This window comes from Sediminibacillus terrae (genome assembly GCF_009602435.1).
GTDB lineage: Bacteria > Bacillota > Bacilli > Bacillales > Amphibacillaceae > Sediminibacillus > Sediminibacillus terrae.
In genome coordinates, this window is record NZ_VZDQ01000011.1 from 1 (window position 1) to 23,515 (window position 23,515).

A 23,515-nucleotide genomic window follows, 5' to 3' on the forward strand; every position below is an offset into this window, starting at 1 on the left:
TCCTTCTTTGGTGAGATGAAGTGGTCGGGAAACCAACTTTATCCTACCATGAAGTGAGGTTTTTTTATTACCACGCTGTAAGCTCTCCGGAACCCCTGGCATTGCCAGGGGTTTTCTAATTCATTAACAAAAACCGAACGAGTCGAATTCGTTCGGTTTGATTGTCCTGCAAATTGACTTAGCAAAATGCAAATGGTTGCAACCTTCAATAAAGAGTGCAACCATTTCCAGTCATATCCGTGGTAAGCGCAGTATCCTGCCGGAGCAGTCGTAAATGCAATTCATTCCAATCTACCGAATCCATAAAGACTATCGATCACATCATGTTGGGATCCGGATAGTCATCTGAATTGCGCATGGCGAACAATGGCGTATTGAAAATATATGGAGGGGCAGGTGGCAGTTTTGGTTTCTTACCGAAAGGAATCGGGTGTTCTACGTAATTGAACATACCGCATCCATCCATGCTAGGACCATGAGCCCACCGGCCTTCAGCACTGGCGTTCCCGTTAGAAAAATTAAACAAGGTATAAGCCACTTCCTGCTTTTCAAGGTTTCGAGGGAACGTACTAGGCACCACGATATTTTCTTTGGACTCCAGTTCTCTAATCGCAGCAAGCCATTGATTTTGATGCATGGTATCTCTGGCGATCAGCCAGGACAACATATCTTTCACACCCCGGTCATCCGTCATTTCATATAAACGGCAAACCTGAAGTCTTCCTTGGGATTCAGCGTTCAAATTTGCACGAAAATCCGCTAACAGATTGCCGCTGGCAATGATATAATCAGCTGTCCAGCGATTACCCACGCTGTCTGCAGGCATTGCCCCAAGCCCCGATACGATTGCATGTTGCGGGTTTGTTCCTCCGAGAATTGCGGCGACAACCGGGTTTTGAACAGCTTCATCCAGTTCCACATCGGGAGCTCCATCAAGAAGCCTGGCTATCATTGTGGCCAGCATTTCAATATGGGCTAGTTCCTCTGTTCCGGTGTCCATTAATAAATCCCGGTATTTTCCATCTCCCCTGGTGTTCCAGCCTTGAAATAAATACTGCATGGCCACGGAAATCTCCCCGAACTGTCCGCCTAAAACTTCTTGCAGTTTTTTGGCATACACGGGGTCCGGACAGTCAGGCTTTGAACGATATTGAAGCTCATTTACGTGATAGAACAATTTATCCACTTCCTTAATGGTAATTTTTATTGGGTTAATGCCCCCTCCTTTATTAGGTATTCATCTCTAGTTAAAAGGGTGAAGGATACAGGATGAGTTTTTCATTCGCAACCAGAAAAACATCCACAGGCGAGGCTTATTCACATGGTTTGTTGCTATTCCATCATAGGATTGGATGGAAAGCGGACAGAACAAAGAGATGCGGATTTCCGGAAGGATAGTGGACAATGTAAATGCTTGCAAGTTCTTAACCTTAGGTTTGAAAGGTAGGTTTTGGCTTGTTTGCATCACCGAAACGGGATTTGATTCATCAGGGAAACGTGGAATTTCAGGAGCGATATTTTGAAGCTTTAAAGAATGAGCATACTCAGGAGGAAACGGGAAGGAACATCCTCCTGCAATGTTGAGGCGAACAGATGATCAGCTTTCTGGATGAATCGGAGTATTGTCAGCCACTGCGGATTTCAAGCGCTGCTGCATATGGCCTATTCCTTTGCATCCTTCCAACGGAAAAAACATCTCAGGATTTATCCCGGAAAAGGCAGCAGAAATGATAGGCTTGTACTTTCTTCCGGTAAGGACAACAAGACGTCGGTAAACATCCAATCGCTTATATTTCAGCTGGCTTGCCAGAAAATCCGCTGTGACGATTTGGTCACTTTTCTGATTGAATGTTAAATCATAGTTTTCCGGTACGATATCCGTCGGAAGCAGGAATCCGTGCTTCGCAGACAATACGACCCAATCCATATTGAAATGCTCGGCGTATGCTTCACACAAACGGTGAAATGTGCCGATGTATGCATTTCTTGCAGTTACAGGACCGGCATCTGCCTGTTTATCCCATACCTTTTTCTTTCCGCAGGGTATGATGCATAATTGTTTCATTTTCTTACTTCTCCTTCGTCAGTGAGTTGCAAACATCAAAAAAAGGCAAACCGAAAAGGTTTGCCTTTTTTATCATCAGCTAATTTACGCTTTTACAACGTTAGCTGCTTGTGGTCCACGGTTTCCTTCTTCAACATCAAAAGTCACTTCTTGACCTTCTTCAAGTGTTTTGAAACCTTCTTCTTGAATAGCAGAGAAATGAACGAATACATCGTCTTGTCCTTCTACTTCGATAAAACCGAAACCTTTGTCTGCGTTAAACCATTTTACTTTTCCTTGTGCCATGAAACATTTCCTCCTTGTGTGGTTCTTCCACACACATGTATTACTATTCTTGCTCTTACCTCAACAAAGATTGTTGGTGTTTCAATTACTTGAAGCGGTCACGAACAAAATAGCTAATATTATAATAACAAATCCGTTAGACATTTCCAAGTCTTTTAACTATCTTTGGTAAATTTTTTTGGCGCTTCCATTGTGCAAATGTCTAGGACTACTCTCTTTCTATATTGCAATACAGAGAACTTGTCAGGAAGACAGAAGCAAACCGGGCAAAAATATTTTCAAAAAAGTTATCTTTGTCAGATTTATTGACAAACAAGCGTTGTAAGCGCTTACTAGTTTTCTGATTTATCTAAACTATCAGAAAACTTTCGTTTTACCTGTTGACCTCCCCTTTAAATGGTTGTATTATTGTCGTCAATCCTAACAATTTCGAATGAAAATAAAGTAATCAAAAACTTTTGGTGACGGGGCTGAACCAATTTTTTTCAAATTAAAAAGGACATCGGTCCACCCCCTTTCCGGCACAGCGAAATAGGATAACTTAATTTAACATTTTGACAGAAAGGAGTGGTTGAGCATGAGTAGTCAATGGATATTTCTGAGTGGTGAATTCGTCAAGAAAGAAGAAGCAGTCGTCTCAGTATATGACCATGGTTTTCTATATGGAGACGGGGTATTTGAAGGAATCCGGGCTTATGCCGGGAATGTCTTCAAACTTGATGAACATCTGCAAAGGCTTTTTGAATCTGCCCGTTCCATCTTGTTGGAAGTGCCCTACACCAAGGAGGAGCTGACACAGATTATTGTCGATACAATCCGTAAAAATCAGCTGGAAGATGCATATATCCGTGTAGTTGTTTCCCGGGGTTCCGGCAATCTGGGATTAGATCCATTAAACTGCTCTGAACCGCGGCTGGTAGTAATCGCGGAAGCTCTCGCTCTATTTCCAAAAGAACTCTATGAGCGCGGTCTTCGAATGGGCTCAGTAGCCAGCCGTAGAAACCGGCCGGATGTGCTCAGTCCCCAAATAAAATCGCTCAATTATTTAAATAACATCCTTGTAAAGCTGGAAGCGAACCAGGCAGGCGTCGATGAAGCATTGATGCTTAATGATCAAGGCTATGTGACAGAAGGTTCCGCCGATAACGTCTTTGTCGTCAAAGACGATATCATCATCACCCCGCCTGTCTATCTTGGAGCCTTGGAAGGAATTACTCGCAATGCCATCATTGATTTGGCTAAGGAAAACGGATATACAGTGAAAGAAACGCCTTTCACCAGACATGATGTCTATGTAGCGGATGAAGTATTTTTGACTGGCACAGCTGTTGAAGTCATTGCTGTCGTTGAAGTAGATGGCAGAAAAATAAATGATGGCAGACCGGGCAGAATCACCAATCAGTTATTGAAGGAATTCTGGAAAGTCGTCACCAATGACGGTGTCAAGTGTTACCCTGATCTAAACAATAATGCAGTTGTCAGTTAAATCACACTGAGAATAACTAAAAATAAATCATGAAATCAATGACGGGAACAAAGGAATAAGAACCTGTATTCACAGAGAGCCGGGGTTGCTGGAAGCCCGGAAATACACCTTATTCTGACATCGTCCCTGAGTGTCGAGCTGAACCATATAGTAGGCTTGATCAGGCAGCATATCCAAATCTGCCTGTTACCAATGAAGCAATGAAAACATTTCTTGCTTCCAGAGGCGGTCTTCGTGAGAAGGCTGTAAAAACAGGGTGGTACCGTGAAAAGACTTTTTCTCCCCTGATATTCTGCACATACGCAGTTTATCTGAGGAAGAAAAAGTCTTTTTTATTTAGGAAATCAAAGTGCCACACAGGTAAGCAGTACACCAACAATTATAAATTTCCTAAAATTCAAACTATATTGGAGGGATTTTCAGGTGAAAGTACAGACAAAACCGGGGACAGCACCCCGTATCGAAACAAAAACTGGAGCGGATTTGCTTGTTGAATCACTGATCAAGGAAAAGGTGGATATCTTGTTTGGTTATCCGGGAGGTGCTGTGCTCCCTATCTATGATGCCATTTACAAAGCAAGAGAATCATTCACCCATATTCTCACCAGGCATGAACAAGGTGCCATCCATGCTGCCGAAGGATATGCCCGTGTATCGGGAAAACCAGGAGTTGTCATCGCCACTTCTGGACCAGGGGCTACCAATCTCGTTACCGGCATTGCCGATGCCATGATTGATTCCTTACCGCTTGTCATATTCACAGGCCAAGTTGCCCGAGGGGTAATCGGAACAGACGCCTTTCAAGAAGCAGACGTCATGGGCATCACGACGCCCATCACCAAACATAACTATCAAGTTCAACATGTCAGCGACCTTCCGAGGATTGTAAAGGAAGCATTCCATATAGCGAGTACCGGAAGACCCGGCCCAGTGGTAGTCGATATTCCAAAAGATATTTCAGCCAATCCATGCAAAGATGAATACGAAGACGATTTTCACTTGCCGGGCTACCAACCGAACATCAAGCCGAACCCCTTGCAGTTAAAGAAACTGGCCAATGTGCTGGAAACCGCCGAAAAACCCGTTATTTTGGCTGGCGCAGGCGTCATGTTCGGCAGCGCATCGGAAGAGTTGCGGACATTTGCCGAAAAACATTCCCTCCCTGTCGCCACAACCTTACTTGGTCTTGGAAGTTTTCCGGGCGGCCACCCGCTTGCTTTGGGAATGGCAGGAATGCATGGCACGTTCACCGCAAACAGAGCGCTTTATGAGTGTGATTTGTTGATTAACATCGGCGCCCGCTTCGATGATCGTTTGACTGGAAACTTGCAACATTTTGCGCCATCGGCAACAGTTGCACACATCGATATCGACCCTGCAGAAATAGGAAAAAATGTAACAACACATATACCAGTCGTTTCTGATTCGAAAGCTGCATTGCAGGCTCTGTCCTTTCATGCTGAAAGTAGCGCAGAACATGATGAGTGGCTTCAACACCTTTCTGGCTATCAACAAGAGAATCCTCTGTGGTATAAAAATCCTGTAAAAGAAATGGTACCGCAATGGGTAATCGAAGCCGTCCACAAGATTACCAATGGCAATGCCATTGTGACGACAGATGTCGGACAGCATCAAATGTGGGCAGCACAATATTACGCTTTTGAAGAACCGGACAGATGGGTGACTTCTGGCGGATTGGGAACCATGGGGTTCGGGTTTCCCGCCGCAATCGGCGCCCAGCTGGCCAAACCGGAGGAAACAGTCATCGCCTTTGTAGGAGATGGCGGATTTCAAATGACTCTCCAAGAACTTTCCGTTCTGCAAGAACGACGATTGCCTGTAAAAGTGATCATTGTAAACAATGGCGCTCTCGGGATGGTAAGACAGTGGCAGGAAACCTTCTATGAGGAGCGTTATTCGGAATCACTGCTCCAAATACAACCGGATTTTGTGAAACTTGCCGACAGTTACGGCATTCGAGGTTATCGCGTCGATAACCAGGAAGACTTCCTTGATTTACTACCGGAAGTATTTTCATACAACGGTCCTGTTGTCCTGGATTGCCGTGTACTCCAGCAAGAGAACGTCTATCCGATGATAGCGCCGGGCAAAGGACTTCATCAAATGATCGGGGTGAAACCATGAGACGAATCATAACAGCAACCGTACAAAACCGAAGCGGTGTGCTTAACCGGATAACCGGTTTATTGCAAAAGCGCCAGTTTAATATAGAAAGTATTTCCGTTGGCAGAACGGAAACAGACAGTATTTCAAAAATGACCTTGGTAGTAGAAGTGGAAGATAATCAAAAGCTGGAGCAGCTCACGAAACAACTGAACAAACAAATCGACGTATTGAAAGTCACTGATATAACCGACAAAGCAATCGTGGCACGAGAGCTGGCCTTGATAAAAGTTGTCTCCGCCGGCCAGCTCCGTAACGAACTTCAAGGGATTATCGAACCTTTCCGCGCCACGATCATCGATGTTTCCAAAGACAGTTTGTCCATTCAGGTTACCGGAAAGCCAGAGAAGATCGAAGCGCTAATTGAACTGCTCCGCCCTTATGGAATCAAAGAATTGGCGCGGACAGGGATGACTGCTTTTTTACGGGGACACCAACCGCAAACGACGGAACTCCCCTCCTATTCTTTACTAAATAGATAAATGTTGGTAGAAGCCAATTTTTATAAAAACAATATAGAAATGAAAGGATGTCTACAAATGACAAAAGTACTTTATCACAATGATATTCATGAAGAAAGCTTAAGAGCAAAGAAAATCGCGATCATCGGGTATGGTTCCCAAGGTCACGCACATGCCTTGAATTTAAGGGAAAGCGGTTTTGATGTCGTTGTCGGCCTTAGAGAAGGAAAATCTTGGGATAAAGCAGTCGAAGACGGCCTTGATGTTAAGTCCGTTGCAGATGCCACTGCTCAAGCCGACGTGGTGATGATTTTGCTTCCGGATGAACTCCAGCCGAATGTTTACGAAAAAAGCATCAAACCGAACCTTTCTCCAGGCAATGCGTTGGCTTTTGCTCACGGTTTTAATATCCACTTCAATCAGGTGGTCCCTCCGGCAGACGTCGATGTTTTTCTGGTCGCACCTAAAGGACCGGGCCATCTTGTTCGCAGAACCTTCCAAGAAGGTGCCGGCGTTCCAGCATTGTTCGGAATCTTCCAGGATGCCACCGGGGAAGCGGAACAAACAGCCTTGGCATATGCAAAAGGTATTGGTGCCGGACGTGCCGGAATTTTGCAAACATCCTTCCAAGAAGAAACGGAAACAGACTTGTTTGGAGAACAGGCCGTACTTTGCGGCGGGCTGACCAGTCTGGTAAAAGCCGGATTTGAAACCTTGACGGAAGCAGGATACCAACCGGAAGTAGCTTACTTTGAGTGTATGCATGAATTAAAACTGATTGTTGATTTGATGTATGAGGGCGGTTTGGAAAACATGCGCTACTCGATTTCCGATACTGCGCAGTGGGGAGACTTTGTCTCAGGACCAAGAGTGGTGAACGAGGATACCAAATCCCGCATGAAGGAAGTTCTATCGGACATTCAAACCGGTGCTTTTGCCAAAGGATGGATCTTGGAAAACCAGGCGAACCGCCCGCAGTTCAATGCAATCAATGTCAAAGAGAACAATCATTCCATCGAAAAAGTGGGACGCGAGCTTCGTGAGTTGATGCCGTTTGTCAAACAGCCGCTGAACTCAAAAAAGAAAGAAGTGGTCACCAATGGGTCCAATTAAAATCTTCGACACAACCCTTCGGGATGGAGAACAATCCCCCGGGGTCAACTTAAACCAGTTGGAGAAACTGGAAATCGCCAAGCAATTGGAACGTTTTGGAGTTGACATCATGGAAGCGGGATTTCCCGCTTCCTCCAAAGGTGACTTTGAAGCTGTCAAAAATATTGCCCGCACCATCAAAAACGTGTCGGTGACCGGTTTGGCAAGAGCGAAGAAGACGGATATCGATATTGCCTGGGAGGCATTGAAAGACGCGGATGAACCAAGGCTGCATATCTTTTTGGCTACCTCCCCCATTCATATGACGCATAAATTGAAAAAAACGCCTGAAGAAGTAATCCAGACAGCGGTCGAAATGGTATCTTACGCAAAACAGAGATTTACACACGTCGAATGGTCTGCCGAGGACGCCACTCGATCTGATTTGAGCTTTCTTGCCGCCATCGTCGAAAAAGTGATCGAGGCAGGAGCGACAGTGATTAATTTACCAGATACAGTGGGTTACACGACCCCTGAAGAATACGGTGCTTTGTTCCGTTATATGAAAAAACATGTGCCCAACATCGACCAAGTAGCACTGTCAGCCCACTGTCATGATGACTTGGGTATGGCGGTGGCAAATTCACTCGCAGCGGCAGAAAACGGCGCGACCCAAATTGAAGGGACAATCAACGGGATTGGTGAACGGGCTGGTAACGCAGCACTTGAAGAATTTGCAGTGGCTTTGAACATTCGGCAAGACAAATACCCCTACCAAACCAATCTGCGCTTAAAAGAGATCAAGCGGACCAGTGATCTCGTCAGCAAATTTTCCGGAATGGCCGTACCTGCCAATAAAGCCGTCGTCGGCCGCAATGCTTTTGCCCATGAATCGGGCATCCACCAGGATGGAGTGTTAAAAAATGCATCGACTTATGAAATCATCACTCCCGAACTTGTAGGAGTCCAGTCAAACAATCTTGTGCTGGGAAAACATTCCGGCAGACATGCTTTTAAAGATAAGATTGAACAGCTTGGCTACAAGCTTTCCGAAGATAAAGTCAGTGAAGCATTCCAAGCATTCAAACAACTAACCGATCGCAAAAAGGAAGTGACCGACGACGACCTTTTCACGATTTTAATCGATGTGCAGACTAATCTTGACGATTTGAAAAAATATAGTCTGCAAGCCTTCCAAGTCCAATATGGTTCTTCCAATATGCCGACAGCCACTGTTGCTCTGACTACCCCGGAAGGTACAAGAGTGGAAACGGCAAGAACCGGCCAAGGCAGTGTCGAAGCTCTTTATAACACAATCGAGGCGTTAGTCGAAGAAACCATTCATTTAACCGACTTTCATTTAAGCTCGATTGGAAAAGGTCGAGACGCTTTGGCTGAAGTCCATGTCAATATGACCGTCAATGAGGCAACAGTAAGTGGACGCGGTTCTGCCCAGGATGTTTTGGAAGCAGCTGCCCATGCATTTCTAAATGCCGTGAATCGGGTTTTCCTTAATAAAAGAACTGTCGCACACGAAACTGCCCAGCTTTAGGTAACCGTATTGGAGAGATACTACTTTGAAGACACTTTTGACAGGAGGATCCAAAATGAAAAAACATATTGTCCTTCTTCCTGGTGACGGGATTGGAAAAGAGGTCATCCAATCCGCCAAAGATGTACTGGAGGCCGTCGCAGGAGAATTTGATCATAGCTTTACATTTGAGATACAGGACATTGGCGGGTGTGCAATAGATTTGCACGGCACCCCCCTTCCGGATTCCACGGTGACCGCCTGTGCACAGGCAGATGCCGTATTGCTAGGAGCGGTCGGCGGACCAAAATGGGATCGCCTTCCCTCCCACCTCCGCCCGGAGAAGGGACTGCTGGGTATCCGAAAAGCACTCAATCTGTTCGCGAATCTCCGTCCGGTAAAAGCTTTTCCCAATCTGCTGCATGCATCCCCGCTAAAGGAATCAGTAGTCAACGGCAGTGACCTGTTGATCGTGAGAGAACTTATCGGTGGTTTATACTTTGGTACACCTAGCGGACGCAGTGCTGACGGACAATCGGTTGTGGACACACTCGCCTATACTAAAAAAGAAATCGAACAAATTGTCGATAAAGCTTTTCAAAGCGCTCAGCTCCGGAAAGGACATCTCACTTCTGTCGATAAAGCAAACGTTTTGGAATCAAGCAAGCTTTGGAGAGAAATAGTCGAGGAAAAACAAGCACAATATCCAGATGTAATGGTCGAGCACATGCTTGTCGATGCGGCTGCGATGAAACTTGTCACAAATCCGGGATCTTTCGACGTGATTGTAACGGAAAACATGTTTGGCGATATTCTAAGCGATGAAGCATCCGTCTTAACCGGTTCGCTTGGAATGCTCCCTTCGGCCAGTTTGAATCAAGCCGGTGTCGGTCTTTATGAACCAGTCCATGGTTCAGCCCCGGATATTGCCGGTAAAGGTGTGGCCAACCCTTTAGCCATGATTTTGTCGACTGCCCTGATGTTGAGGCATTCCTTCCAAATGGAAAAGGAAGCCCATTTAGTTGAAACAGCGGTCCAGGCCATCCTCGACGATGGCTATCACACTGCCGATTTAGAAGTTGTTAACGGCCACAAGGTCGGTACGGCGGAAATGACGAAAATGATTGTGGAATTGATAAAGTCACAAAGTGCTACCGTCAGTATCCTGAATTGTTATGTATAACCAAACTATAAAATCTTGATTGCAGGGAGTTGGGAAAATGAGCAAACCAAAAACGATTATTGAAAAGATTTGGGAGCGGCATGTCGTCCATCAAGAGCAGGATAAACCGGATTTACTGTATATTGACTTGCACTTGGTTCATGAGGTCACCTCTCCCCAGGCTTTCGAAGGGCTCAGAATGAAAAACCGGAACGTCCGCAGACCGGAGCTTACCTATGCAACAATGGACCATAATGTTCCTACAAAACATCGCAATATCATCAAAGATGCTATTTCAAAGAAACAGATGCAAACACTGAAAGATAATTGCAAGGAATTCGGTATTTCACTTGCAGATATCGACCATCCCGACCAGGGGATCGTTCATGTAATCGGACCTGAACTGGGTTTGACTCAACCGGGCAAGACAATTGTTTGCGGCGATAGCCATACCTCTACACATGGTGCATTCGGTGCATTGGCATTCGGGATCGGTACCAGTGAAGTCGAGCACGTCCTCGCAACACAAACACTATGGCAGGTCCCACCAAAAAGCCTGAATGTCCAAGTGAACGGCAAACTGGGAAAAGGCGTAACTTCCAAAGACTTGATATTGGCCATCATCGCCAAGTTCGGTGTCCGTTTCGGCACAGGATATGTCATAGAATATACTGGCGAAGCGATTCGCGAACTGACTATGGAAGAGCGGATGACAGTATGCAACATGTCTATCGAAGCAGGTGCACGGGCGGGATTGATCAGTCCAGATGATAATACGGTCGAATATTTGCGCGGACGACGACACGTGCCACAAGACCAGGAAGCATACGAAGCAATCTCCAAGGAATGGAAAGCGCTGGCAACCGATCCTGGCGCTGTTTACGACGCAACGGTTGTCATCGATGCAGAGGAAATCGAACCACAGGTTTCCTGGGGGACGAATCCAGGGATGTGCATACCTGTAAGTGCCTCTGTCCCTGATCCAATACACGCTGAGACAACCAGCAAGAAAGAAGAAATCGAACGAGCGCTGGAGTATATGGACCTTGAGCCAGGACAACGGATGGATACTGTACCCATTGAGCACGTATTTATCGGCTCCTGTACAAACTCCAGGTTAAGCGACTTGCGAAGAGCAGCGAATGTGATCAGAGGCAAGAAGGTACACAAAAAAGTGCAAGCCATTGTCGTCCCCGGATCATTCAGTGTCAAAGCTGCTGCCGAAGCGGAAGGCTTGGATGTCATTTTTACCCAGGCGGGCTTCGAATGGCGTGATGCAGGCTGCAGCATGTGTCTCGCAATGAATGATGATATTGTACCGCCAGGAGAACGCTGCGCGTCCACTTCCAATCGAAACTTTGAAGGCCGTCAAGGCAACGGGGCACGGACACACCTTGTCAGCCCTGAAATGGCTGCGGCAGCTGCTATTGAAGGTCACTTTGTCGACGTCAGAAAATTTACCGAAGCCACAATGCAATCATAAGAGGTGAAAAAATGGAACCGATAAAAAAGCATGAAGGACTGGTTTACCCGTTGAATAGAGCCAACGTCGATACGGATCAAATCATTCCGAAACAATTTCTCAAAAGAATAGAACGACAAGGATTTGGCGAATTTTTATTTTATAACTGGCGTTTCACAGATGATGGAAAAGAAAAGCCGGAATTCTCCCTTAATGACCAAAAGTATGTCGGTGCTTCCATACTGGTGGCAGGTGAAAATTTCGGCTGCGGCTCCTCGCGAGAACATGCACCTTGGGCGTTACAGGATTATGGATTTAAAGTGATAATCGCTCCTAGTTTCGCCGATATTTTTTATAATAATTGTACGAAAAACGGAATCCTCCCCATCCGGTTGAACGAAAGTAATACAGAAGAGCTGATAGAAAAATCAGAAAACCGGCAATACCGCATAACAGTAGATTTGCAGGAACAGCAAATAACCGACAGCCAAGGTTTTTCAGCCGATTTTGACCTGCCGGCCTATCAAAAAGAAATGCTGCTCAATGGATGGGATGAAATCGCCGTTACTCTCAACTACGAACAAGATATCGCCGACTATGAATCTTCGCACTGACAGCCTATAGTAAACGAGCGGGGCTGGCGCGCAAATGGACCGGCCTTGCCCCGCCGCTATTCGCTGTATCCTGATTTTTGTTGTTTCGCATACCGTTTATCTTTCATGAACAACTTCCAAAAATAGATGAAGCCAGGAAATAAAATAGCGAAACCGAAGATATAAGAAACGAACAATGCCCGAAAGGCATCCGGATTGGTGAAACCATCCTCGATAGTGATCGTCGGATACACCAGATAAGGAAGATGGGCCCTTCCATACGCATAACTTGCCAGTAAATATTGCAGTACGATAACGATGACAGCCAGCCTTGGCCAACCCAATTTGCGCTTGCCTAACGGGAGATAAAGAAACACTCCTGCCAGTAAAAATGCAAAGGCAGATGCCAACAAAAACGGCAAATGTTCCATCATCCCCTGATAAAGCCATACAGCTTCATAACGCATGGTCAACATGACAAGGAGAGCCATCAGCAGCGTAACAGGTCCCAACAAGAGCGCGTCACGCCGATAAATCCGATAGGCTTCTTTTTCATCCGCATGGTTGGAAAAATCGGCTAACAGCAGAGATGACAAAAACAAGGTGCTGCTGATTGCAAACCCGATAAACGTCCAGGCGTGAAAACTGGTCATCAATTCTCCGAAAAGCAATTGTTCCACCCCATTCCGAACCTCGATATAGTTACCATGTGTCACAGGAAGGACCAGGATCAGCAAACCAGGTATTATAAACCCTGTAATCCCAGAAATATACGTCAACGGTTTGCGGTATTCTTCTGCAATGTGAGAAAACACCAAGAAGCCACTGCGTACAGCCAACAACAAAAGGATGATACTTCCCGGTATCAGCAGGACGGTCCCTAAAGTGAATGTAGCCCCCGGGAAGAAGCTGAATAACGCAACCACTATAGCTACAATGAACACATTGGTGACCTCCCAAGTCGGGGAAAGATAACGATTTGCTATATTGGTTGCATTGGTCCTTTCCTTGTTGATATATACCATCGACCAAAAGCCGGCTCCGAAATCCATGGTAGCCATAACCGAATAGATAAATATAAACCCCCACAGGACCGTAATGGCAATTAAAACATCCGGCATGAGACACTCTCTCCTTCCTTCTTCCGTCTACTCTTGCATATCAATTTCATTCTGAACAGGATGCTTTTTAAAATAGAAACGCAAAACGAGAATTACCGCTATGCCTAAAACGGTATAAACAAGCCCAAACAGCGGGAAAAGGATGCCGAGTTGTGTCGAGCCGGTAACAGCGTCTTCGGTCGTCATCATCCGGTAAATAACCCATGGCTGTCTGCCTGTACAAGCAAATATCCATCCAAATTCGATTGCCAGTACCGCCAATGGACCCGAGGCGATGAACAACCCCATCAATGGCTTGGGAAAAGGACGTTTTTTTATAAATTTATACCAGCCTAAGCCACCTGCAGCAATAAGGATGAGCAAGGAACCAATTCCTACCATGGCATTGAACAGAGTATGGACATACAATGGCGGCCACCACTCTTCCGGAAAATCATTCAACCCTTGGACTACCGTATCAAAACGATTGCCTGACAAGAAACTTAGTGCCCAGGGAATCTCAATCGCCCATTTTACTTCCTCTGTTTCTCTGTCTGTAAAACCTCCTATGGCTAGGGGAGCATAATCCTGTGTTTCAAAAAGGCCTTCGGCAGCTGCTAATTTTTCCGGCTGGTATTCGTGTAAAAGCTGTGCAGACTCATGGCCGTTGAAAGCTGTGAGTAAGGAAAATATTCCACCGACCGTCAATCCGAGCAGTAATGCTTTTTGGTGAAAGCGGCGGAGTCTGCTGCCTATCGGCTGTCTCAACATTTTGAAAGCGGCAATCGACGCAATCACGAATCCGCCTGTCGTATACGCCGAAACCACCACATGTCCTGCAGTAGTGAAAAAAGAAGGGTTAAAGAAGGCTGCCCAAGGATCTACATCGACAATTTCTCCATTCTCTATGCGAAACCCGGCAGGCGTCCCTTCGAATGCATGAACATTCGTAATCAGTATTGCCGACGCGACTGCTCCCAAAGCTACAAGACACAAGCTGACAATCCGCATCCAAGGGGATATTCGATCGGCTGCATACACATAAATCGACATGAATAATGCTTCCACAAAAAAAGCATAAATTTCAATCTGGAAAGGCAGAGCCATTACTTCGCCGATCACTTCCATGAACCCCGGCCACAACAGAGACAGCTGCACACCGGCAATTGTCCCGGAAGGAATCGCCACTCCGAGCAAAACAGCAAATCCTTTTGTCCAGCGGTTTGCCATCACGGCAAAATCCCGATCCTTTGTTTTTTGATACAACAGCTCAGAAAACAAAACCATAAGCGGGATACCGACGCCCAATGTAGCAAATATGATATGGAAAGCCATCGTCGTACCAAACATGGCTCTTGCTGTTTCTAAATGATCCACAACACTCCCCCTTTCTTCCGAATCAAGTTTTATCCGTCACTTCCAAAGGTTAATGGCTATGCTCTTCACTGTGGATGATCTCATCGATGGAAGAAGAGCTCCGGGTATGATGATGCAAGTCACAATACCAGACATCCGTCTTAATACGATGAGAAATATCGCATTTGCGTGTTTTCCGGATAAAGTTGCGCCAAACAGTATATGTATGAGTATCGACGGGAACTATTTCGTATTCCGTGTCCATCCGTTCCCAGTTATGCTCTACAGAAGATTCTTCTACTTTCTCTGGCGAAGCAAAAACGGAGAAGGGTCCTACGATGACCATTAAACCCGATAACAGAATGATTTTCGTTTTCATAAACATGTCCACTCCTTTAAGCAGCTGACCAGCTTCCGCTTTAAGCTTTAAACAAAATATCCCTTGTAATCTGCCCATAATCCTCCACTTCTATGCATTTGATATAATCACGAGAAAACCGAAAAAAAATGAAACAATTAAACAGAGAAAATCGTCTATATATAATAAGAGGAAACACCGTTCCAATATATGCATTTAGAGTTTACCTCCCCTTTTTAAACTCAGATGGACTGTTTCCTCTTAGCAACTTACTTATTTCCTTTGTCAGACCTCTTTTCCAAACCACTAATCACCATTCATCCTCCGTGTTTATCAAATTGAACAGATGGGTACCAATTAGGAACAACATTCTTCAGCAGGAGAGAAGGACCCATGAATAGGACACTTACCATCCGCCCCCTGATGATAGCGATCACAGTTTCGCTTATTCTGATAACCGGCTGCCAACAAAATAATCAAGCAGAAAAAATCGATTTAAAAGGAGAAATTACGTTGATCGATGAAGAGGAACAATTGCTTTATATTGACGGCAATCCCATCATGGTGGAAAACCCAGATGCGTTTCAACTCGGTCAACAAGTGACTGCTGAATTAATTGATACGAATCCATATGAAGACTGGGATCCTGAACAAATTGTAGTGGAAAACATTGATTTTATTGGATGATGAAATACAACGGGCTTGTATAGAGCAACAGCGCAATCACCTTGCCCACCACCGACAAAAAAGGTATGTTCCGATTAGCAGGACAAACTTATCGGAACATACCTTTCGCTATTGAATCTTATTAAATTTACTAAATTGGGCGCCGATCCCTAATTCTCGCTCCCTCCAAGAAAAATGACCTCTGCTAAGGTTTTCACTCTTTTCTAAGCAACGGCAGTGTACAACAACGAAAAGAACCGCCGGACTTGATGATTTCGGTTATATCCACTTCGATTACCTTGTAGCCTCTGGCACGCAGCTGCTCATTTACTTGTTTGTTTACAGGAAGGCTGAAGACTCGTTTGTCTCCGATATTCAGGACATTCGTGCCAAGTCTGAACTGCTCTTCTTTTGTTACCTCAATCAAATCATATCTTGCAGCAAGCAAATCGATTTCTTTTTGTCCGAGTGCCTCGGGATAATACAATGCCTCTGTAGGGGAAATGACGTTGAATACGCAATCGAGATGTAAATATTTTTCAACAAAAGGAATCGGAATAACCTCTAAGTTGGTCAATAGTCTGCTCAGATGTTCAGCCGCCTGCCGGTTTGTACGATTGCTGAGGCCTACATAAACCACATCACGGTCAATCATGACATCCCCGCCTTCTATTTGGTTGCCAATAAGGTTATAATAGGAAATTTCTTCATCCTCAAGCCACTGCTTCAGCTGATCCTGTTCCCCTTTTCTGACTTCGCTGGCCATTTCTGCTACAAAAATCGTTTCACCGAGAGTAAAACCGATATCACGTGTGAATACCTGTTCAGGAAACTTTTTATGATATGGAAGCAATACAACGTCAACACCGAATTCGCGAAGCCTGCTGACGAATTGACGATGCTGCATCACTGCTTTCTCTATATGGATCCCTTCATTTTTGAATTTCTTTTGTACTTCGTTGATGACATCCCGAATCGTCATATATTGAGGTTCGCACAAGACCACTCTTTTCATCCTGCCATATTCGCTATAACAATTGGTATACTCGCTTTTTATTTCCATTTGCTACCCTCCGATAATAATCGTCTCCTTTTATTATGGCCGGCCGGGCGGCAAATTATTGTCAATCACGGAATAGAAAACCTCCCAACAAAGCATGAAGCACTGCAAAACACAGTTCTGTATCGTTGTATACATTTTGCTTTATTTGTTCGATACACTCTTTTACCGGAACGTTTAGTACTTCGATTTTCTCATGGTCTTCCAATTTTTGTCCCGGTCCACTGCTAATGGACTCACTATAGTAAACATGCGTTACTTCGTTTGTAATCCAAGATGCTGCAAGCATTTTTCCTAGATAGACCGTTTTTTCACAGTGCAATCCTGTCTCTTCTTCGAATTCTCGTTTTGCTGCCGAGTCTAAGTCCTCTCCGGGCTGCACACCTCCGCCAGGAAGCTGGACAATATAATCATTTACTGGTTCACGATATTGACGGATTAAAATGAACGAGTCCCCGTCTCGCGCCAACAGCACAACGGAGTGATTATCCCGCTGTTGGATATACGTTTTGTTGTGTTCGTTCGTAATTATTTTCATGCCGCTGCTTTTTATATCGGATTGATTTTTTGTCATCCCCTGCTCCTTTTTTACAGATTTTTCATTCTGGATAAAACGAAGATTCAGGCTTCTGAACGGTTGAATCGTACGGTAGCCAATACGACGAACAGGATACTGAGAACGAGGACAACGATCATTTCCTCTGAAAAAGAAATGACATGGCCGAAAACAGACAGGTTCAGCCCCATGGCCTCCCGCAAAGCTGGTGCTAAATTTTCCGGCTGAAGAATGATTTTTTTAAACATATCTACTGAATAGGTCAATGGATTGATTTTCACTAAAAAATCCATCCAGGCAGGCATGCCGTTCAAAGGAAACAACGCCCCCGATAAAAACAACATCGGAAAAATCAAAACTTGGATGATCATTTGAAATCCTTGAGACGTTTTTAAGCTTGTTGCGATTAAAAGACCGATCGATGATATGGCAAAAGCCACTAGAAACATGACAGGAATCAATTCGAGGATAATCGGTAACGTGATGGAAACCCCGATGAATGGAACAAAAACGAGCATCATCAATCCTTGGAATAAGGCTACGGTACTTCCTCCCAGAACTTTTCCGATTGCAATGGACGTTCTCGACATCGGCGAAACCAGGATTTCTCGCAAGTAGCCGAATTCCCTATCCTGAACAACCGACAATGCAGAAAAAATAGCTGTATTGAAAACGGTCATCCCGATTATCCCGGGGAACATGAATTCGACGAAGTCAAAATCACGCAACGGTCCGGCGGCTTCTTCACCGCCCATCATCGATCCTATCGCCCCACTCATGCCGCTTCCAAAAAGAATCAAAAACATAAAAGGCATGGCAAAAGAACCAATGAGTCGTGCCCGATCCCGGAAAAATTTCAGGACATCGCGCTGCCAAATTGCATAAACAGCTTCCATCCTATCCACGCCCCTTTCGCATATTGCTTTTCATTTTCTCTTTGGATGAAGCCGCTTCTTCCCGTATTTCTCTTCCGGTCAACGCTAAAAAAACGTCATTCAATGTCGGACGCCTGAGGTTGACCGTCTTTATGGGTATATCGAAATTTTTGACAAATTGAACGAGAAATTCGCTCCCTTTATCGACTTGAAAAGTAAGCGATTCACCCGCTTCGTTTACTTCTACCTCATATTTCTCCTTAAGTATTTTCCACGCTGTTTGGTTGTCTTCCGTTTCGATTTCGATGATGTCTCCTCCAACGTTGGTTTTCAATTGATCAGGTGTATCAAGAGCGATCAATTCCCCATGGTCCATGACGGCGACCCTGTCGCATATTTCTGCCTCGTCCATATAATGGGTCGTCAAAAAAATCGTGATTCCTGCCTTTTCTTTTAGACGGAGAATATACTCCCATATATGGTTCCTTGTTTGAGGATCTAGTCCTACGGTCGGTTCATCGAGAAACAGGACCCTGGGATAATGCAACAGACCTCGGGCGATTTCCAGCCTGCGTTTCATTCCTCCTGAAAAGGTATCCACTATATTTCCCCGCTTGTCTTCGAGATCGACGATTTCCAATACTTCTTTTATTCTCTCTTCCCGTTTATCTTTCGGAACACGGTAAAATTTACAATGAAGCATGAGATTCTCATTGGCAGTCAGTTTTTCATCCAGTGTAGATTCCTGAAAAATAAGGCCGATGCTCGCCCTGACCTTATTTTTATCCGCTACGATATCAAATCCGTTAATGCTGGCTTTACCCCCTGAAGGTCTGATGATCGTCGACAGCATGTTGATGGTAGTGCTTTTTCCAGCTCCATTCGGGCCAAGAAAACCAAATATCTCGCCTTCTCCCACTTCAAAATCGACACCTGTCACTGCACGGAAACTTTTGTAGTTTTTTTCAAGTCCCTTAACTTCCACGATATTTTTCATCCTGTCCCCCCTATTATCCACTAATTCTATATTTCATTTTAACAAACAAGTTCGAATAAGAACATTTCACAAGTAAAACAATCGTATCACAAAATTCCTGGTACCAATCAAAAAACTTGTGGCAAATTCCCCATTTTTTCGACATTTTTTATTATAATGGGGATATCACTACAACAATACGAATTAGGATGGTAACCCCATGTCATATAACAAACTGGCCATTAAATTAATGCTCAACTATTTAATTGGCTCCCTCGTTGCTGTATTTGGCTTCTGCGGTATTTTCATGCTGCATCCCTTACAATTTTCCGTACAGGAAACGGCTGTTTTTCTAGGAATTGTCGTAGTTTCCTTCCTGTTGATGCTGTTTATTGAATTTAGTGCTTATTCCAAGCATATTGCTCCGATAAAAAAAGCAATGCGGCAAAAACGGCCGACGCTCATGGGATTGGAAGCTGCCTACCAACGCGCGCATCGTTTTCCGCTGCTTTCCTTTCAACGGATCATCTTACCGCACTTTGTCGGGATCACAGCCCCTGCCGCTATTTTGACGATGCTGGCCATAACGATGGGCTGGCTTTCCATTCCTTACTATTATACAGTTATTGCTTGTTTTGCGGCATTGCTTATCGCTTTCATGCACGGAATGATTGAATACTTTTTGACGAGCCTCGTCATGCGACAGGTTCTGAAGATTTTAAAAGAAAAAGGGCTGAACCTCTATCAAAAGGACATTTCCCATGGTGCACATATGTTACTTGCAATAAATAAGAAGTTTTATTTCAGTGCAGCATTTCTAAGCGTTTTCCCAATGCTGCTATTCGCGGCAGCGACAACTCTGCGGCTTTATGAATTTGGTTCATCTTTCATGACGGAGTATATCGTTTGGGCTGTAGTCGTTGTGTTGACCGTTTTGTTTTTTGCCCTGTTTGGATCAAACCTGCTCACCCGAGATATTCAGGAACCAGTCGAACAATTGCAAAATGGCATGAGGGAAGTAGAAGCAGGAAACTTGGAGAAATTAAACAATTATTATTCAGATGAGTTCAGTCATTTAATAAATGGTTTCAATCACATGGTAGATTCCATCGTTGAAAAGAAACAGATGACCGAACAATTGCACGAAAGCTTTTTCACTGTTTTCGCCGCCACTCTTGATGCCAGAGATCCATATACCGCAGGGCACTCTTTACGGGTTGCAGAATATGCGCAGCATATCGGACGCAGAACCGGGCTGTCGGAAAGTGAACTCGCATTGCTAAGGCAGTCTGCATTGCTGCACGATATTGGAAAAATCGGCATTCGGGATGAAATATTGTTAAAAGACGGCAAGCTTACGGAATCAGAATACGAAACAATAAAGCTGCACCCAGTGATCGGTGAACAAATACTGCAAGAAATCCATCCCAGCGATGCAATTGTCCCTTTGCTTCCTGGCGTCCGCCATCATCACGAACGTTTTGACGGCAAAGGGTATCCCGACAGACTGGCCGGAGAGGACATCCCTATATTCGGCAGAATTATGGCAGTAGCGGATGCTTTCGATGCCATGACTTCCGATCGCAATTATCGAAAAGCAATGTCATTTGAAAAAGCAATGGCGATTCTGATAGAAGGAAAGGGATCGCAATGGGACCCTCTCTTTGTCGATTTGTTTGTCGCATGGTATCAGACGGAATACAGAAAGCAGGCAAGCGTAACTGCTGCAAATGAGTAACGACCTCGGGTATAATAAAAAACCACTTTAATAACCGGACGAGAAGAATCGATAACCGCTCTCCTGTTGACAGACTTTGCGTTATAGAGAAGAGAGTCTTTCATCATGGCACTGCTGTATTTTAAACTCAGAAAATGAATAGCGAAAGCATAATAGGAGACACTTCCGGGGAAAGAAAGGGCTAAAACCCTCCTAGAAAGCCATTGGTGCTCTAAGCAAGTGGAAGCAGGTACGCGTGGCAACCACAGTATCTTGCCTTCGCTACGTTTTAGCGGTCTGACCACTACAAGATCAAGACAAGATAGAACCGTAATCTTCTATTCGCTTAAGTATCTAGACAATAACGAAGATGTATATGGCGAGGTTCCTTTATTCGTTGGAAATGGAGGGTGCGCCAACAACATGAAAAGGTTGCCGGAGTGGAGTGTTGCACACTTCATAAGAGAAGGATAGAGCGGTTTGCTTTTTTAAACAATATGAAAACCGAACCAAATCGTTCGGTTTTTATTTTGGTCGCAATACTTTTGTCCCAAGCTTTTTTTTATATTGGTCATGTCGGTTCTCCGTCAACTGCAGTGTATGATTTTACACTACGCCAACAAGACTCCTCCCTTAAAACAGCGATTATAACCAGTAAAACCCCCATCACCACGTCAGCATAGAGCCTTTAATCCACTATCTTTGAATACATATAAAAGAGCCCTCTGTCCTGGCAGAGGGCTCTACGTTTGCGGCGAAAGACCGCCGACCACATTCGGCGTTTAGCATAGAGCATGTCTGTTCGTCTTACGCAAATTAGCTCATCGCTTGATTAATATACCATGTTTCTTCCTCCATTGCAACGAACAACTTGCATACTAGACATCCTTAAACCTGAAGTGACCCGATATACTTCAATTCATCTGCAGTTATTTCATCTGTTTTACCATCCAAAATTGCTTTTACATTTTCCAAGGTTTCTGAAAGTGCTACAGATTGTCCTCGCTGACCGGAAAAATCCTCTGCCACAAATAAAGGCTGGGTTAAATATGCTTCCAGTTTTTTTCCCCTTTCAAAAGTGATTTTGTCGGCCTCTGATAGATTGTTCTTCCCTCGCTGTTCCACCAGATAGGTTAATTCTTTAGATCTCCGAAGAATTTTACGTGCTTGCTGCTGAACCTCCATGTGGCCGCTGTCCAAATTAATTTCTTCCAGAACAGTCGAGATGGAAGTTAAAGGATTGACAGCGGGATATGCCTGCTTGGCCGCCAATTCCATGTCGAATTCCCACAGGGTTTCAAGCGGTCCATATGGCAACTCTTCGTCAACCGCCTCTCCACTCGTATCAACGACAGCAAAGGTGATGTTTTTGATACCGTTTTCAAAGAAATGATCTTCTAATTGATAAAAATCTTCGGATAAATAAATTCTGCGGTCCACTCCCAGGATAATATCTGATGGCTGGTATTCCTTAATGCGAGCGAAAATTTCGTCGGCGGAAGTACTGTAAAAATCGGCTTCCGCGAGTGCATCGGCAATGCTGGTGTTTGAATCTTCAGCTAAAAACAAGGAGCGAAACCCTTGCTTCTTCAACCGGTAAAATAATTCGGCCAATAAAACAAGCTGTCCCATTCCAGGTCTTGCTACCAATCCGGTTTTTCCTTCTCTTACAAGCGGAGCGAACAAATCCAAAGTCTTGATTCCGGTTTCAATCATTTTTTCTCCTCCTCTTTGAATGATCAAGTCGTCCAATTTGCAATTTGCCAAGGATGCTAAACGGACCAGTGTCCTTACCTCTGCCCTTTCCAAAGGGATTTTACCTGTACAAAGATTGGAAACTGTCGCTGGCCTGAGACCGACAGAACGGGCTGCAACTGTCAAATTGGGAACCCGTTTGCGCAGTAAATCAACATTGAGCTTCAAATTTTCCATTCCACCGCCCCTTACTTTATAGAGTAATTTATTTTACCTTTAAAAGTAATACCTTTCCGAAAATTTAAAATTTATATTTTTTAGAGCATAGGCTGTCCTCAACACCGCATAAGGTAATAAAAACAATCGAGGAGGAGAAAAAATTGCACGGACCGATTCATTCTTTGCAGTTAATTCGATATGGTGTCGCTTATGTATTCATTACCTCTGGTCTGGTCAAATTGCTCGATCCCAGCTTTGAGGAAATATTCGCAAACATTGGCATACCCTATCCTGCCATTGCTCTTTTACTAGTAGCATTGATCGAAGTAATTGGAGGCGGCTTCATTTTATTTCAATTTTACGTAAAAAGAACAGTGATTCCTTTGCTGACGATCATGATTACAGCCTTGTTGCTTACAAAAATCCCAATGTTGCATGCTGGTTTTTTATCCTTTGCTTTTGGAGCGAGGCTGGATATCATTATGATCCTTTTGTTGGCAATTCTATGGAGAAGTTATGCGAAGTAAGAGAGCAAGGGATGCATTACTTTTGCCATAAGCAAAGAATCTTTATTGGCAGAGCCTGGGGTCAGGAAAAAAGAACGTTTTTATCCAGA

The 23,515-nt window shown here is 44.5% G+C and carries 22 protein-coding genes; 11 read left to right on the forward strand and 11 right to left on the reverse strand.

The window, feature by feature from the left end:
• Positions 1-316: 316 nt before the first annotated feature.
• The 3 genes from F6X55_RS02610 to F6X55_RS02620 all read right to left on the reverse strand — a co-directional run bounded on the left by F6X55_RS02610 (position 317) and on the right by F6X55_RS02620 (position 2,350).
• Complete coding sequence (locus F6X55_RS02610; protein WP_026570559.1) at positions 317-1,177, reverse strand: manganese catalase; 861 nt, start codon at positions 1,175-1,177, stop codon at positions 317-319.
• Positions 1,178-1,597: 420 nt separating this feature from the next.
• Complete coding sequence (locus F6X55_RS02615) at positions 1,598-2,065, reverse strand: DUF6884 domain-containing protein (RefSeq protein ID WP_153461838.1); 468 nt, start codon at positions 2,063-2,065, stop codon at positions 1,598-1,600.
• An 84-nt stretch (positions 2,066-2,149) separates the two neighbouring features.
• Positions 2,150-2,350, reverse strand: coding sequence for a cold-shock protein (locus F6X55_RS02620; protein WP_026570561.1), 201 nt, complete (start codon positions 2,348-2,350; stop codon positions 2,150-2,152).
• Between the two features lie 577 nt (positions 2,351-2,927).
• Between F6X55_RS02620 and ilvE the strand changes: the two genes are divergently transcribed.
• The 8 genes from ilvE to leuD all read left to right on the forward strand — a co-directional run bounded on the left by ilvE (position 2,928) and on the right by leuD (position 12,342).
• Entirely contained in the window at positions 2,928-3,836 is a 909-nt protein-coding gene (ilvE, locus tag F6X55_RS02625) for a branched-chain-amino-acid transaminase (RefSeq protein WP_153461840.1), read from the forward strand.
• 423 nt (positions 3,837-4,259) lie between these two features.
• Positions 4,260-5,981, forward strand: coding sequence for an acetolactate synthase large subunit (gene ilvB, locus F6X55_RS02630; protein ID WP_026570563.1), 1,722 nt, complete (start codon positions 4,260-4,262; stop codon positions 5,979-5,981).
• Complete coding sequence (gene ilvN / locus F6X55_RS02635; protein WP_026570564.1) at positions 5,978-6,502, forward strand: acetolactate synthase small subunit; 525 nt, start codon at positions 5,978-5,980, stop codon at positions 6,500-6,502. The genes ilvB and ilvN overlap by 4 nt, the downstream gene beginning before the upstream one ends.
• Before the next feature lie 57 nt (positions 6,503-6,559).
• Positions 6,560-7,594, forward strand: a complete 1,035-nt coding sequence (gene ilvC, locus F6X55_RS02640; protein WP_026570565.1) for a ketol-acid reductoisomerase — start codon at positions 6,560-6,562, stop codon at positions 7,592-7,594.
• Positions 7,581-9,125 (forward strand): 2-isopropylmalate synthase, encoded by a 1,545-nt coding sequence (locus F6X55_RS02645; RefSeq protein WP_026771444.1) that lies wholly within the window; start codon positions 7,581-7,583, stop codon positions 9,123-9,125. Before ilvC ends, F6X55_RS02645 begins: the two co-directional genes overlap by 14 nt.
• A gap of 55 nt (positions 9,126-9,180) precedes the next feature.
• Complete coding sequence (gene leuB, locus F6X55_RS02650) at positions 9,181-10,287, forward strand: 3-isopropylmalate dehydrogenase (protein WP_026771445.1); 1,107 nt, start codon at positions 9,181-9,183, stop codon at positions 10,285-10,287.
• A gap of 37 nt (positions 10,288-10,324) precedes the next feature.
• The gene (leuC, locus tag F6X55_RS02655) at positions 10,325-11,749 is read left to right on the forward strand and encodes a 3-isopropylmalate dehydratase large subunit (protein WP_026771446.1); all 1,425 of its coding nucleotides are present in this window, start codon (positions 10,325-10,327) and stop codon (positions 11,747-11,749) included.
• Positions 11,750-11,760: 11 nt separating this feature from the next.
• The gene (gene leuD / locus F6X55_RS02660; protein WP_026771447.1) at positions 11,761-12,342 is read left to right on the forward strand and encodes a 3-isopropylmalate dehydratase small subunit; all 582 of its coding nucleotides are present in this window, start codon (positions 11,761-11,763) and stop codon (positions 12,340-12,342) included.
• Between the two features lie 56 nt (positions 12,343-12,398).
• On the opposite strand, the gene F6X55_RS02665 is transcribed toward leuD, so the two are convergent.
• The 3 genes from F6X55_RS02665 to F6X55_RS02675 are packed head-to-tail and all read right to left on the reverse strand — an operon-like array spanning position 12,399 to position 15,234.
• Positions 12,399-13,442, reverse strand: coding sequence for a cytochrome d ubiquinol oxidase subunit II (locus tag F6X55_RS02665; RefSeq protein ID WP_026570569.1), 1,044 nt, complete (start codon positions 13,440-13,442; stop codon positions 12,399-12,401).
• Positions 13,443-13,469: 27 nt separating this feature from the next.
• Positions 13,470-14,798, reverse strand: coding sequence for a cytochrome ubiquinol oxidase subunit I (locus tag F6X55_RS02670; protein WP_026570570.1), 1,329 nt, complete (start codon positions 14,796-14,798; stop codon positions 13,470-13,472).
• A 49-nt stretch (positions 14,799-14,847) separates the two neighbouring features.
• On the reverse strand, positions 14,848-15,234 hold the full coding sequence (locus F6X55_RS02675) for a hypothetical protein (protein WP_051382045.1): 387 nt from the start codon (positions 15,232-15,234) through the stop codon (positions 14,848-14,850).
• Between the two features lie 294 nt (positions 15,235-15,528).
• Between F6X55_RS02675 and F6X55_RS02680 the strand changes: the two genes are divergently transcribed.
• Positions 15,529-15,822, forward strand: a complete 294-nt coding sequence (locus tag F6X55_RS02680; protein WP_153461842.1) for a hypothetical protein — start codon at positions 15,529-15,531, stop codon at positions 15,820-15,822.
• A 193-nt stretch (positions 15,823-16,015) separates the two neighbouring features.
• Here the strand turns inward: F6X55_RS02680 and F6X55_RS02685 are convergent, their stop codons facing one another.
• From F6X55_RS02685 to F6X55_RS02700, 4 genes are all read right to left on the reverse strand, one after another.
• Positions 16,016-16,864 (reverse strand): dimethylarginine dimethylaminohydrolase family protein, encoded by an 849-nt coding sequence (locus tag F6X55_RS02685; protein WP_026570572.1) that lies wholly within the window; start codon positions 16,862-16,864, stop codon positions 16,016-16,018.
• A gap of 61 nt (positions 16,865-16,925) precedes the next feature.
• On the reverse strand, positions 16,926-17,435 hold the full coding sequence (locus tag F6X55_RS02690; protein WP_026570573.1) for an NUDIX hydrolase: 510 nt from the start codon (positions 17,433-17,435) through the stop codon (positions 16,926-16,928).
• Positions 17,436-17,482: 47 nt separating this feature from the next.
• Entirely contained in the window at positions 17,483-18,313 is an 831-nt protein-coding gene (locus F6X55_RS02695) for an ABC transporter permease (RefSeq protein ID WP_026570574.1), read from the reverse strand.
• A 1-nt stretch (position 18,314) separates the two neighbouring features.
• A complete protein-coding gene (locus F6X55_RS02700) occupies positions 18,315-19,289 on the reverse strand; it encodes a daunorubicin resistance protein DrrA family ABC transporter ATP-binding protein (protein ID WP_035426743.1) in 975 nt (324 codons plus the stop codon).
• Between the two features lie 199 nt (positions 19,290-19,488).
• Between F6X55_RS02700 and F6X55_RS02705 the strand changes: the two genes are divergently transcribed.
• Complete coding sequence (locus F6X55_RS02705; protein ID WP_026570575.1) at positions 19,489-21,006, forward strand: HD-GYP domain-containing protein; 1,518 nt, start codon at positions 19,489-19,491, stop codon at positions 21,004-21,006.
• Between the two features lie 867 nt (positions 21,007-21,873).
• Here the strand turns inward: F6X55_RS02705 and F6X55_RS02710 are convergent.
• Entirely contained in the window at positions 21,874-22,917 is a 1,044-nt protein-coding gene (locus tag F6X55_RS02710) for an ATP synthase beta subunit C-terminal domain-containing protein (RefSeq protein WP_153461844.1), read from the reverse strand.
• Positions 22,918-23,060: 143 nt separating this feature from the next.
• Between F6X55_RS02710 and F6X55_RS02715 the strand changes: the two genes are divergently transcribed.
• Positions 23,061-23,426, forward strand: a complete 366-nt coding sequence (locus tag F6X55_RS02715) for a DoxX family protein (protein ID WP_153461846.1) — start codon at positions 23,061-23,063, stop codon at positions 23,424-23,426.
• The last annotated feature ends 89 nt before the right edge of the window (positions 23,427-23,515 follow it).